This window comes from Pseudomonas sp. MF4836 (assembly GCF_002018875.1).
Classification (GTDB): domain Bacteria; phylum Pseudomonadota; class Gammaproteobacteria; order Pseudomonadales; family Pseudomonadaceae; genus Aquipseudomonas.
Window position 1 is genome coordinate 1 of sequence record NZ_MVOL01000014.1, and the last position, 12,730, is coordinate 12,730.

The window sequence follows — 12,730 nt, forward strand, 5'->3', positions numbered from 1 at the left end:
GGCAGGGATCGCCGGCGTCGGTTCGCTGGCCGCCTTGGGGTAACGGATGCGCGTCAGGTTGTTATAGACCAGGGCGCACAGCAGCAGGCACAACGCCCCGAGCATCGTCGGCGCCAAGGCGCGCCAGTCCAGGGCAATGGTCGCCGGGTCAGCCAGAACCAGGGTCAAGGCCAGTGCGCCGGCGGGTGGATGCAGGCAGCGCAGCCAGCACATCAGCACCAGCGCCATGCCGGCGGCGAGACAGGCACTGCCCAGGCTGCGTCCCAGCACATGGGCCGCCAACAGCGCGACCACCGCGGCACACAGATAGCCACCCAGAATCGACCAGGGCTGGGCCAGCGCCCCGGAAGACACGGCAAACAGCAACACGGCCGAGGCCCCTAGCGGGCCGATCAGGTGCACCGCGACTTCCATGCCGAACACTTGTCCGCACAGCCAGACGCTGATCAGTGTCCCCAGGGCCATGCCAATGGCGGCGCGGCTCCATTCCGCGGGACGGGTATTGATGGCGGCAGGTTTCCAGCGTGCAAACATAAGCAGAGCAATCCAATCGACGGGCAAAAAGAAGGGCTGTCTGGATAACCAGAAAGCCCTTTAACGTTCCAACATTTGGGGGAGGAACGGGCACAGTGTGCCGCGCCTTGCTGCTGCACACAAATTCATAATGATGCTGCTTAACTGCATTATTTTTGCATTTAAGCTGGGTCAGCCAAGGCCACGCGCCGGGCACTGAGGAAACACAGCAACCCACCGAGGGCAGTCAGCGCACTCAAGGCATAAAACATGGTCGGCGCCGGTGAGTGCACCAGCAGGTAACCGCAAATCACCGGGCTCAATGCACCGCCCAGGGCCGCCAGGTTCTGCGCGCCGTAGTAGCTGCCACGCAGAGCATCGGGGGCCAGGGTGTCGATAAACAGAAACTCCGCCGGGTAAATGATCATTTCGCCCAAGGTGAAGACGAACATCGCCAGGCACCAGCCCAGCAGGCTGTCGGCCAGGCTGAAGCCGATCAGCCCGAGGATGAACAGGCCGGTGCCGACCGCAATCCAGTAGCGCAGTTGCTCACGCTTGAGGAAGCGGCCGATCTGGTACTGCAACAGGATCACGCACAAGGCGTTGCAGGCCAGCAGGGCCGCCATGGTGTCGAGGGCGCTTTGGGCGTCCGAGGTGACCAGCAGGTACTGCGACAGGTACAGGGTGAAGCGGCCATGGACGATGGTGCTGAGCAGGCAACCGGCAGTGAACATGATCAGCGTGCGGTCGTTTTTCAGGGTGACCAGGGTCTGGATAAAACTTTGCGGTTTGCTCAGGGTATCGCTGCCCGACGCCGAAGGAATGCCGCGCATCAGCAGGGTGCTGAACAGGGCGATAACACCGGCAATCAGAAACGGCGCCAAGGGCCAGGCGCCGGCGATCACCACGCCCAGCATCGGCCCCGTGGCGTAGCCGATATTGGTCAAGGTGTAGCGCAGGGAGAAGGCCTTGGCCCGTTGGCTGATGGGCAGGTTCTCGCTGAGGATCGCCTTGGAGCCGATCAGGAACAGCGCCGAGGCGGTCTCGGTGACCACCAGAATCACGGTGGTCAGGTAGAGGTTGTGGGCAAAGGTCAGCAGCACGAAGCCGACAGCACTGGAGAGCATGGTCAGGATCAGCAGCCGGCGTTTGTCCAGGCGGTCGATGATGTAGCCGCCGTACAGCGCCAGCAGGGTGGCGACAAACACCGCGATGCCCAGCAGCAGGCCGACGTCCTGTTGGTCGAGGTGCAGCTTTTCGCTGAGAAACAGCGTGAGCAACGGGCTGGTGATGGCGCGGCTGATCACGATGGTCAGCGAACAGATCATCAGGCGCCGGATAACCAGGGAATAAGTAGCCACGACCGTGCAGAGTCCTTGTGCCGGATACGGGCAGCATCCGTTGAGCCGCCCTGGAGCGCCCATCACAGGCACCTTCTGTGCGCAGCCTACAGAATCCGGCGCATGGCGTAACGCAAATGCTCGTGTGCCCCGGGTCAATCACCCAGCCCCGATAGCCTCAGGGCTGGGGCGTCGAGCCTGCCGGTATGTGCAGCAACAGGTAGTCATTTTTATCGAAGCGCCCACTCAAGGCTGGTTTCAGCTGGCCCAGGGGCGAGTCATGCAGGCTCGGCAGCAGGTTGCGGTCGATCACCACCCAGGCCGGGCCCGGCACCTGCGCCAGAGCTTGCGGCTGATCGGTGAACAGCGGTTGCATATCCTGTTCGAGGTGCACCATGAACTTGATCGCCTTGGCGTCCTTGCCCATGCCGTACAGCACCAGCGGCGCCGGGTCGCGCTGGATCAGCTGCAGCGCCGCCTCGGTGAAGGCTTGCGTGTCGTACAACTGGCGCTGCACCGGCTCGAACACTCCGATATAGCTGGCCCACACCGCCAGCACGGCGGTGTAGGCCAGGCCGACGGCTCGCCAGCGCGGCTTGAGCAGCCAGGCCAGGGCGACGGCCTGCAACAGCCCAAGCAGGATCAGCATCGGCGCCAGGTGCTCCAGTTGCTCGGGAAACTTACGCCGTAACAGCAGCAGGCCAATCAGCAACAGCCCGGGCAATACCAGCCACAGGCCCTGGATCAGGCCGCGCAGCCAGGCGAACCAGCGGCCCTGCTGAACCTGGAAGGGATAGGCCGCAACCATCGCCGCCATGGGCAGCATCGGCAGCAGGTAACGCGCCTTTTTCGCCTGGGGGATCGACAGGCCGATCATCACCACCAGTCCGGCAGCGGTGCACAGGCGCAGCAGCCTCAATGCCGGGCCCGATTCCCTGGAGCGGCCCAGTAGGACCGCGATCCACGCCAGGATCGCCAGGGGGTAGGCGAGGGCGTAGTTGCCCAGAGAGCTGGTGAAATAGTAGAAGGCATCGCTCGCGCCCTCACTGCCGTCCATGCGCCCCATGAACTGCATGCGGATCACATCGTCGACAAAGGCTTGCCCACCGCTGAGCCTGGCCAGCCACAGCAGCAGGGCAACGCAGGCGCCCAGCAGCAACAGGGCGCTGAATCCGAAGCCGAACAGGCGCCGCCATTGGCCGTTGAGCAGGTAATAACTGCAGAGCATACCGGTGGGAATCACCAGGCCGATCGGCCCGCGAATGGCGAAACCCAGGCCCAGCAACAGGACGATCAGCCACAGCCGGCGTGGCGCGGCGAAGTGGTCATGGGCATACCCCAGGTAAAACACCGCCAGGGCTACCGCCGCCAGCAACTGGTCCTGGGACACGGCACGGGTTTCACTGATAAAGGTGTTGCTGAGCAACAGCAGGGCGACGCTGAGCAAGGCCCAGGTCCTGGAATAGGGCGCCAGCAGGCGGTAGATCAGGCTGACGATCAGTGCCGAAGCGATGGCCGTGGGCAACCAGGCGCTCAGGCTGCTGACCTGGCCCGAGGGCAGGGAAAACAGCCAGATCAACAGGGTCGAGGCACTGGAATAGTCAGCGTAGGGCTGGCCATAGGTGGTGGGGAAAAACCCCGGCCCGTGGCGCAGCATCTCCTTGGCGAACAGCACGAAACGCGAGTCGAAACCGATGATCGGTTGCTGATAGACGCCGGCGCAGAACAGCAGTAATGCCAGCAGCCCCAGCCCCAACGATTGCCAGAGAAGAGTTTTCGAAGGGGGACTGGGGAGCGGATTCATTCAGGCATCGACCGTGTGTGCAGACCATTGTTGATGGGGGATAGGCAGGTTGCGCGACTCGCCACGACCGATCGGGAAGTAGGTGAAACCATTGCGCGCCAGGCGTTCGGCGTCGTACAGGTTGCGCCCGTCGAAAATCACCGGGGCCTTGAGCCGTTGTTCGATCAGTTCGAAATCCGGCGCCTTGAATTGCTGCCATTCGGTGCAGATCACCAGGGCGTCGGCGCCGTTGAGTACCGATTCCGGGGTGCCCATCAGCATCAGCTTCGACTCGTCGGGGTAGAGCTTTTGGGTTTCCTGCATGGCTTCCGGGTCGAAGGCGCGGACCTGGGCACCGGCGGCAAACAGTGAGTCGAGCAGGACGCGGCTCGGCGCATCGCGCATGTCGTCGGTGTTGGGCTTGAAGGCCAGGCCCCAGAGGGCGAAGGTCTTGCCGCGCAGGTCGCCTTTGTAGAAGGCATTGATGCGCTCGAACAGCTTGTGTTTCTGCCGCTCGTTGATTGCTTCCACCGCTTGCAACAGATCGCTGGAGCAATTGGCCGCCTGGGCGCTGTGGATCAGCGCACGCATATCCTTGGGAAAGCACGAGCCGCCGTAGCCGCAGCCCGGGTAGATGAAGTGGTAGCCGATGCGGGTGTCGGCGCCGATCCCCAGGCGCACCGATTCGATATCGGCCCCCAGGTGTTCGGCCAGTTCGGCGATCTGGTTGATGAAACTGATCTTGGTCGCCAGCATGCAGTTGGCAGCGTACTTGGTGAGCTCGGCGCTGCGCAGGTCCATGAACATGATGCGGTCATGGTTGCGGTTGAACGGCGCATACAGGTCACGCATCACTTCCCGCACTTCTTCGCGTTCGCAACCGACCACGATCCGGTCCGGACGGCGGCAGTCGGTCACGGCCGAGCCTTCCTTGAGGAATTCCGGGTTGGAGACGATATCGAACTCCAGTTCACGCCCGCCCAGGGCCTGCTCGATGTGGGCCTTGAGGGTGTCACCGGTGCCCACCGGCACCGTGGATTTCTCCACCAGGATCACCGGCTGCTGACGGTGGCGAGCCACCGCGTCGCCGACCGACAATACGTAGCGCAGGTCCGCCGAACCGTCGTCGCTGGAGGGCGTACCCACCGCGATAAACAGCACCTGGCCATGCAGCACCGCGAGTTTTTCATCGCTGGTGAACTGCAGGCGCTTGGCTTCCAGGCTGTCGCGCACAAGGCTGGCGAGGCCAGGTTCGAAGATGCTCACATGCCCCTGTTGCAGCAGCTTGACCTTGTTCTCGTCGATGTCCATGCAGATGACATCGTGGCCGACTTCAGCCAACACGGCGGCCTGTACGAGACCGACGTAACCACTTCCAAATACGCTGATTTTCATGGGGTATTCCTGGGACTTGTCGCGGGTGCAGATCGAGAGTTGATGGTAATCACGCCGAGGATGACCAAGGCCACCCCCAGGCTTTTGGAAAGCGTGAAGGGTTCATGGAACCAGGGCAGCCCGGCCGCCAGCAGGTACACCAGGGCGTAGCTGATGCTCAGCAGCGAATAGGCGCGGCCCAGGGGCAGGTCGCGCAGGGCCAGCAGCCAGCACAGCATCGACAGGGCATAGGCACAGATGCCTGCCAGCACCACGCCCAGGGCCACATAATCAATGCCGCCGCTGCCCAGTGCGTCCAGCCATTGGGCCGGCTCGGGCAGGCGGGTCATGCTCCAGCGCATGCCCAACTGGGCGGCGCTGACCAGGCTCACACTGCCCATGGCGAAGGCGAAACCGCGGGACCGGCTCATGCGTGGCGACTCAACAGCAGCACCCCGGCAATCACCAGCGCCACGCCCAGCCAGTGACGGCGGTCGATGTGCTCGCGAAACACGAAGTGGGCGATCAGGGTGATCAACACAAAGTTCAGGCTGAGCATGGGGTAAGCCACGCCCACTTCCATGCGTTGCAGCACCAGCAGCCACACCAGCAGGCCCAGGCCGAGGCTGAACAGGGCCAGCCATAGCCAGCCTGAGCGCAGCTTTTTCAGGGCGCTGGAAGGGCAGTCACGCCAGCTTTCAACGGCAAACTTCTGTGCCACCTGGCCCAGGCAGGTCAGCCCGCAGGCCAGCAGTAGAAGCAACAGGCTCATGGCTGGCTCTGGGGAATGATGAAGATCACGATATTGCCTTGCTCGTAACGCTTGGCGTCCTTGGGCAGCAATTCGACCTCATGGGCTTCGTCACTGCTCTTGACCCGCATCACCACGCCGATGGTGCCTTGCTGGCGGTTTTCGGCGATCCATGGCTGGACCTGATTCAGGTCGACCTTGCGCGCGGCGGTGTCTGCATAGCCCAGGCCGTATTTCACTTCGCCTTCGGTGTTGTATAGCGTCACGTCGGCGCGGCCCAGACGCCAGGCCAGGGCCGATGCGGCGCCCAGGTCGTTGCTCAGCAGGGCCTTGGCCTGACCCAGTTCGGCGACGTGGTCGATGATGAACTGGTCGGGAATCTTGTTGTAGACCACCTTATTCGGCAGGGCCGCGGGGGCCAGGGCCACCAGCAGAAAGCTGCCCAGGGCCGGCGCCGCCCACAGCGACAAAGGGCGCATGGCCTGCAGCAGATTGCTGAGGATCCAGCCCAGCAGCACCACGTACACCAATACCAGGTGCTGGGGCTCGTCCACATACACCGGTTTTTTCAGCTGGAAGTACACCAGGGCCAGCAGTCCCAAGACGCCGGCCACCAGGTTGAGCACACCGTTGCAGGCCAGGAGTCGGGTCTTGCCGGCGGCCAGGCGGTCCATCAGGGTGTTGCCCATCAACAGTGCCAGGGGCAGCAGGCACGGCAGGATATAGGCCGGCAGCTTGCCTTTGCTCAGGCTGAAGAAGGCCAGGGGCAGTACCAGCCACAGCAGCAGGAAACCACTGCTGTTCAGGCGCCGCTGTTGCCAGGCCTGTTTCAGGCTGGCTGGCAGCAGCAGGACCCAGGGCACGCTGAAACCTACCAGCAACGGCAAGTAGTACCACCAGGGCGAGGCGTGCTGGGCATCGTCCCCGGCAAAGCGCCGGATGTGCTCGTGCCAGAAGAAGAAGCGCCAGTAGTCCGGCTCCTGGGCGTGCACCGCCAGGGCCCAGGGCAGGCTGATCAGGATCGCGACCAATACGCCGATGCCGCCGTAGATCAGCAGCGAGCGCAGGCGCTTCTGCCAGACCGCGTAGGGCAGGGCCACCAGCACCGGCAGCAGCCAGGCGAGAAAGCCCTTGGTCATGAAGCCCATGCCGCAGGCCAGGCCCAGCACGACCCAGGCCAGCACCTGGCCGCGTGGGGTGCGGCAATCGAAGGTAAACCACAGCGCCACCAGGCTCAGGTTGACCCAGAAGGTGAACTGCGGATCGAGGTTGGCGTAGCCGGCTTGCGCCGCCACCACGGTAAAGCTCATGTAGAGCAGGGCGCTGGCCAGGCTCTTGCGCGGATCGTTCCACAGGCGCCGGGCCAGCAGATAGGCCAAGACCACGCTGAGGCCGGTGCTCAGGGCCGAGGCCACGCGCACGCCAAACAGGTTGTCGCCGAACAGCGCCTGGCCGATGGCGATCATCCAGTAACCGGCCACCGGCTTCTCGAAGTAACGGATGCCCATGAAGTGCGGGCTGGCCCAGTTGCCACTGTGGAGCATTTCCTGGCTGATCTGCGCGTAGCGGGTCTCGTCCGGGATCCACAGGCCATGGGTGGCCAGCGGCGCCAGGTAGAACAGGCCAAAGGCAATCAGCAGTAAGGGCAGGGCCCAGTGTCTACTCATGCGCCCTGTACTCCCAGCCAGCCTTCACGGCCTTCGAGGGCGCCGCGCACCACCTGCCCATGGGGCAGGCTGGACAGGTCCGCGGGGAGCAGCTGTCCCAGGGGTTGGAACTGGATGTCGCGCTGCTGGGCACTGGCCAGCAACTGACGGAAATCATTGGCCATCAGAATCCCTTCTACCTCGGCATGAATGGTGTAGGCGTTGAGCTTGTCAGGGCTGAACCGATCCAGAATAAACGCGTTGAAATCCTGCGCTGCCACCACCGGCCCGACCACTTCATCGAAGGTCGGCAGGTCCACCGGGATCTGCGGCGCACCAAGGCTGCCGTCCGCCAGCCGCGGCTGGAAGATCGAATCGCCACGGCAATCGCTGTTGTAGCGCAGGCCGAAGGTCTGCTTGGCCTCGATCACACGCTCGTCGGCACGCCAGCCGGCGCTTGCCGAACAGTCGACGCGCTGGCCAAGAATGTCATTGAGAGTGTCGAGACCCTGGCGGATCTGCTCGATCAGTTGCGCCTGGCTCCAGCGCCCGGCGTTGGCCTGCCAGCCATGGTGATCCCAGGCGTGCAGGCCGACTTCATGACCGGCGGCCAGGGCCTGGCGCATCAGATGCCCCAGGTCCCGGCCAATGGGTTTGCCCGGCCACGCGGTGCCGGCCAGCAGGATGTCCCAGCCGTAAAGCCCCGCTGCATTGGAACGGAGCATCTTCCACAGGAACTGCGGACGAATCAGGCGCCATAAATGGCGCCCCATGTTGTCCGGACCGACGCTGAAGAAGAAGGTCGCCTTGACCCCGGCTTCATCCAGCAGTTCGAGCAACCGCGGCACCCCCTCACGGGTGCCACGATAGGTGTCGACATCGATGCGCAGACCTGCCTGCATCAACGTTTGTCCGCGATTTCGAGCATGGCTTCACGCAGGAAGAAATCCAGCGTATTGCCGATGGTTTCGCTCATCTCCACGGTCGGCTCCCAGTTCAGCAGGCGCTTGGCGTTGGCGATGCTCGGCTTGCGGTGCTCCACATCCTGGTAACCGGCACCGTAGAACGCCTTGCTCTCGACGTCGCGGAAGCCGGCGAACGGCGGGAAGTTGGCCCGCAGCGGGTGGGCTTCGAACTGACGCAGCAGCTCTTCGCCGAGCTGGCGGATGCTGGCTTCGTTGTCCGGATTGCCGATGTTGATGATCTGACCGTTGCAGGCGTCATTGTCGTTGTCGATGATCCGCGCCAGGGCTTCGATGCCGTCGGCGATGTCGGTGAAGCAGCGTTTCTGCTCGCCGCCGTCGAACAAGCGGATCGGCGTGCCTTCCACCAGGTTCAGGATCAGTTGGGTAATGGCTCGGGAGCTGCCGATACGCGCCGAATCCAGGCGGTCCAGGCGCGGGCCCATCCAGTTGAACGGACGGAACAGGGTGAAGTTCAGGCCCTTGGCGCCGTAGGCCCAGATCACCCGATCCAGCAGTTGCTTGGACACCGAGTAGATCCAGCGCTGCTTGTTGATCGGGCCGACGATCAGGTTCGAGGTGTCTTCGTCGAAGTTCTTGTCCTGGCACATGCCATAGACTTCGGAGGTCGAGGGGAAGATCACGCGCTTGTTGTACTTGACGCAGTAGCGCACCAGCTTGAGGTTTTCCTCGAAGTCGAGCTCGAACACACGCAGCGGGTTGCGGGTGTATTCGATCGGGGTGGCGATGGCCACCAGGGGCAGGACCACGTCGCACTTCTTGATGTGGTACTCGATCCACTCCGAGTGGATGCTGATGTCGCCTTCGACGAAATGGAAGTTGGGGTGGCTGCGCAGGCGCTCGATGGCGTCGGAGCCGATGTCCAGGCCGTAGACTTCGTACTTGTCATCACGCAGCAGGCGCTCGGACAGGTGGTTGCCGATAAAACCGTTGACCCCCAGGATCAGCACCCGGGTCCGGCGTGGTGCACGACCGGATTCCGCACCGCGCAGCACCGAGCCGTCTACCAGCCCCAGCTCGTTGGCCAGTTGCGGGCCGCTCAGGTACAGGCCGTTTTCATTGCGCTGGCCGGCGTTGATCACCAACGAGTCCTGGCCGCAGGCGATGCGCAGCGGGTCGACACTGATCACCCGGCCCGGGGCCAGGCCTTCATTGCCCTTGACCACGTCGGCGCTCCAGACAATCAGCTTGTGCTCGCCCACGGCGCAGAACGCGCCCGGGTACGGCTTGGTCACGGCGCGAACCAGGTTGAACAGCTGCTCGGCGCTGTTCTTCCACAGCAGCTTGCCATCAGCCGGGGTACGGCGACCGAAGGTGGTGGCCTTGGACTCGTCCTGGGCGGTCTCGCTGATTTTGCCCTGGGCCAGCAGCGGCAGGGTGTCATGCAGCAGGCTGGAAGCGGCGTTACGCAGTTTGGCGTGCAGGGTCAGGGCGGTGTCGGTGCGGTCGATGGCCACGCGCTCCTGGGCAATGATCGCCCCGGCATCGGCGCGCTTGACCATGCGGTGCAGGGTCACGCCGGTTTCGGTTTCGCCATTGACCAGTACCCAGTTCGCCGGAGCACGGCCGCGATAGCGTGGCAGCAGCGAGCCGTGCAGGTTGAACGCACCTTTGCCGGCGGTGGCCAGCAGGGCTTCGCTCAGCAGGTTGCGGTAATAGAAGGAGAACAGGTAGTCGGGGTTGAGCTTGGCGATGCGCTCGATCCACAGCGGGTGGTTGGCGTCTTCCGGCGCATGCACCGGGATGCCCTTGAGGGAGCACAACTGGGCCACGGAGCCGTAGAAGGTGTTTTCTTTCGGATCGTCGGCATGGGTGAATACCGCGGCTATCTCGTAACCCGCGGCGAGCAGGGCTTCGATGCCGGCACAGCCGATATCGTGGTAGGCGAAGACGACAGCTTTATTGCTCATGGCGAAACCTGATCAGAGAGAGTGGAAGTAAGACCGTCGACAGTGACAACGGGAGCAGGGGCGGCAGGTTGACTGCGCAAGACTTTTTCGATGAAGAAGCGTGGCCGGGCACGAACGTCGCTGTACATGCGCCCCAGGTATTCACCCAGCAGGCCCATGCCGATGAACTGGCCACCGGTGAATACGAAGAGCACCGCGAACAGCACAAAAGTACCGTCGCCCGCCCATTCGGCACCAAACACCAGGCGCAACAGGATCAGGGCAAAGGCGAACAGCATGCCCAGCGCCGCCATGCTGAAGCCGATGATGCTCAGCAGGCGCAAGGGGGTCGTGGTCATGCAGGTGATCAGGTCGAACATCAGGTTGACCAGACGCATCGGGCTGTATTTCGAATCGCCGTGCTCGCGCTCGGCATGCTCCACCAGGACCTCGGTGGTATGGCGGGCAAAGCTGTTGGCCAGGATCGGAATAAAGGTGCTGCGCTCGCGGCAGGCGAGCATGGCGTCGACGATGGTGCGACGGTAGGCGCGCAGCATGCAGCCGTAGTCGCTCATGGCCACCCCGGTGGAGCGCTGCACCGCGAGGTTGATCAGCTTCGACGGCCAGCGGCGGAAGGCCGAGTCCTGGCGATTGTTGCGCACCGTGCCGACCACGTCGTAGCCCAGCTCGGCCTGGGCCACCAGGCGCGGGATTTCTTCCGGCGGGTTCTGCAGGTCAGCGTCGAGGGTAATCACCACATCGCCACGGGCCTGTTCGAAACCGGCCATGATCGCCGCATGCTGCCCGTAGTTGCGGTTGAGGATCACCGCTACCACCGGGCTGCCTTCGCGCTCGGCGGCGGCTTGCAGGATGTTCGCCGACTCGTCGCGGCTGCCGTCGTCGACCAGCACGATTTCGAAGTCGTGCTTGAGCAGGCGACAGGCTGCTTCAGTGCGACGCAGCAGTTCGGGGAGGCTCTCTTCTTCGTTGTAGACCGGGATCACGATCGACACGAACTGAATCGGATAAGGTTTCAAAGGCTTCAGTCCAGGAGGGTGGCAATGGCACCGACGACCCGATCGACATCGTCGAGGGTCATGTCGGGGAACAATGGGATCGAACACAGGCGTGCCGAGTTCCATTCGGTATTGGGCAGTTGCACGTCGGGGAAGCGCTGGCGGTAGTAGGTGTGCAGGTGGGTGGCAATAAAGTGGATGCCGCTGCCGATGTTCTGTTCCTGCAGGCCTTTCATGAACGCATCGCGGTCGATCCCGCAGCGCTCGGCATCGATGCGCAGGATGAACAGGTGCCAGGCGTGCTGCTGCGGGTAGGCGGGCAGGTGCAGCGGTTGCACCGGGAGGCCGGCCAGGCGTTCCAGGTACGCCTGGGCCAGGGTCTCGCGCTGGGCGTTGATCTGCTCCAGGCGCTTGAGCTGGACCAGGGCGATCGCGGCATTGATATCGGCCAGGTTGTACTTGAAGCCGGGCTCGATCACCTGGGCCTGGGGCTTGCGACCGTGGGTCAGGCGGTCATAGGCATCCACACCGAGGCCGTGGAACTTGAGCATGCGCACCCGATCAGCCAATACCTGGTTGTCGGTGGTGAACATCGCGCCTTCGGCGCAGGTCATGTTCTTGATCGCGTGGAAGGAGAAAATCGCCGTGCCCTGGGCGCCGATGGCCCGGCCACGATACTGAGTGCCCGCGGCGTGGGCGGCGTCTTCGATCACCGGGATCCCGTGCTTTTCCGCCAAGGCGTAGAGCGGGTCCAGGTCAAAGGCGGCACCGGCGTAATGCACCGGGATGATGGCCTTGGTGCGCGGGGTGATGGCGGCCTCGATGCGCTGGGCATCGGTCATCAGGGTGTCGCGGTCGATGTCGACAAACACCGGGGTCGCCCCCAGCAGGCAGATCATGTTGGCGGTCGAGACCCAGGTCTGGGATGGAGTGATGACTTCGTCGCCGGGGCCGATGCCCAGCGCCAGCAGGGTGATATGCATGGCGCCGGTGGCGGAGGACAGAGCGACGGCATGCTGGCAGCCGACCCGTTGTGCAAATTGGTGTTCGAGCTCCTGGTTTTGCGGGCCGGTGGTGATCCAGCCAGAGCGCAGAACCTGCTCTACAGCGGCGATCTCTTCATCGCCAATACTCGGGCGTGAGAAAGGTAGGAAAACCTGATTCATGCAGACCTCGGGGTGAAAAAGTGTCAGGAGTCAAACAAAGTCGAGGACGCGGTGCGCGCCGTAACCGGTGTGTGGCGAGGAGGGGCATGTACAGTCATTCAGTCTCATCCATAAGTCAGTGCGACGTGGGGATTCATGCTCTGTTGCAGTAAAGACCATAGAGGCCAAAAGTAAATGTAGATCAAGGTGTTATCTTTTCAATTGGAGGAATGACTTGCATTACGCTTCAGGCTTGAGAGTGGATTCAGGTTAAGCGGAAAAATGTGAAA

Annotated in this window: 11 protein-coding genes; all 11 read right to left on the reverse strand. The window is 63.2% G+C overall.

Annotated elements, in window-relative coordinates; all coding sequences use genetic code 11:
- A partial coding sequence (locus tag MF4836_RS27115; RefSeq protein WP_078472903.1) for an HPP family protein occupies positions 1-534 on the reverse strand: 534 nt, incomplete at its 3' end.
- A 161-nt stretch (positions 535-695) separates the two neighbouring features.
- Positions 696-1,874 (reverse strand): MFS transporter, encoded by a 1,179-nt coding sequence (locus tag MF4836_RS27120; protein ID WP_078472904.1) that lies wholly within the window; start codon positions 1,872-1,874, stop codon positions 696-698.
- 157 nt (positions 1,875-2,031) lie between these two features.
- Positions 2,032-3,657 (reverse strand): ArnT family glycosyltransferase, encoded by a 1,626-nt coding sequence (locus MF4836_RS27125; protein WP_078472905.1) that lies wholly within the window; start codon positions 3,655-3,657, stop codon positions 2,032-2,034.
- Complete coding sequence (locus MF4836_RS27130) at positions 3,658-5,031, reverse strand: UDP-glucose dehydrogenase family protein (protein WP_078472906.1); 1,374 nt, start codon at positions 5,029-5,031, stop codon at positions 3,658-3,660.
- Positions 5,028-5,441 (reverse strand): 4-amino-4-deoxy-L-arabinose-phosphoundecaprenol flippase subunit ArnF, encoded by a 414-nt coding sequence (gene arnF, locus MF4836_RS27135; protein WP_078472907.1) that lies wholly within the window; start codon positions 5,439-5,441, stop codon positions 5,028-5,030. Before arnF ends, MF4836_RS27130 begins: the two co-directional genes overlap by 4 nt.
- A complete protein-coding gene (gene arnE / locus MF4836_RS27140; protein ID WP_078472908.1) occupies positions 5,438-5,782 on the reverse strand; it encodes a 4-amino-4-deoxy-L-arabinose-phosphoundecaprenol flippase subunit ArnE in 345 nt (114 codons plus the stop codon). Before arnE ends, arnF begins: the two co-directional genes overlap by 4 nt.
- Positions 5,779-7,428 (reverse strand): lipid IV(A) 4-amino-4-deoxy-L-arabinosyltransferase, encoded by a 1,650-nt coding sequence (gene arnT / locus MF4836_RS27145; protein ID WP_078472909.1) that lies wholly within the window; start codon positions 7,426-7,428, stop codon positions 5,779-5,781. Before arnT ends, arnE begins: the two co-directional genes overlap by 4 nt.
- Complete coding sequence (gene arnD, locus MF4836_RS27150; RefSeq protein WP_078472910.1) at positions 7,425-8,309, reverse strand: 4-deoxy-4-formamido-L-arabinose-phosphoundecaprenol deformylase; 885 nt, start codon at positions 8,307-8,309, stop codon at positions 7,425-7,427. Before arnD ends, arnT begins: the two co-directional genes overlap by 4 nt.
- Positions 8,309-10,300, reverse strand: a complete 1,992-nt coding sequence (gene arnA / locus MF4836_RS27155; RefSeq protein ID WP_078472911.1) for a bifunctional UDP-4-amino-4-deoxy-L-arabinose formyltransferase/UDP-glucuronic acid oxidase ArnA — start codon at positions 10,298-10,300, stop codon at positions 8,309-8,311. Before arnA ends, arnD begins: the two co-directional genes overlap by 1 nt.
- The gene (arnC, locus tag MF4836_RS27160) at positions 10,297-11,316 is read right to left on the reverse strand and encodes an undecaprenyl-phosphate 4-deoxy-4-formamido-L-arabinose transferase (protein ID WP_078472912.1); all 1,020 of its coding nucleotides are present in this window, start codon (positions 11,314-11,316) and stop codon (positions 10,297-10,299) included. The genes arnA and arnC overlap by 4 nt, the downstream gene beginning before the upstream one ends.
- A gap of 5 nt (positions 11,317-11,321) precedes the next feature.
- A complete protein-coding gene (arnB, locus tag MF4836_RS27165; RefSeq protein WP_078472913.1) occupies positions 11,322-12,461 on the reverse strand; it encodes a UDP-4-amino-4-deoxy-L-arabinose aminotransferase in 1,140 nt (379 codons plus the stop codon).
- Between the last annotated feature and the right edge of the window lie 269 nt (positions 12,462-12,730).

Coding starts and splice junctions, on each gene's coding strand:
- MF4836_RS27125 (WP_078472905.1), bottom strand. CDS start 3,657: ATGAATCCGCTCCCCAGTCCCCCTTCGAAAACTCTTCTCTGGCAATCG.
- MF4836_RS27130 (WP_078472906.1), bottom strand. CDS start 5,031: ATGAAAATCAGCGTATTTGGAAGTGGTTACGTCGGTCTCGTACAGGCC.
- arnF (WP_078472907.1), bottom strand. CDS start 5,441: ATGAGCCGGTCCCGCGGTTTCGCCTTCGCCATGGGCAGTGTGAGCCTG.
- arnE (WP_078472908.1), bottom strand. CDS start 5,782: ATGAGCCTGTTGCTTCTACTGCTGGCCTGCGGGCTGACCTGCCTGGGC.
- arnT (WP_078472909.1), bottom strand. CDS start 7,428: ATGAGTAGACACTGGGCCCTGCCCTTACTGCTGATTGCCTTTGGCCTG.
- arnD (WP_078472910.1), bottom strand. CDS start 8,309: ATGCAGGCAGGTCTGCGCATCGATGTCGACACCTATCGTGGCACCCGT.
- arnA (WP_078472911.1), bottom strand. CDS start 10,300: ATGAGCAATAAAGCTGTCGTCTTCGCCTACCACGATATCGGCTGTGCC.
- arnB (WP_078472913.1), bottom strand. CDS start 12,461: ATGAATCAGGTTTTCCTACCTTTCTCACGCCCGAGTATTGGCGATGAA.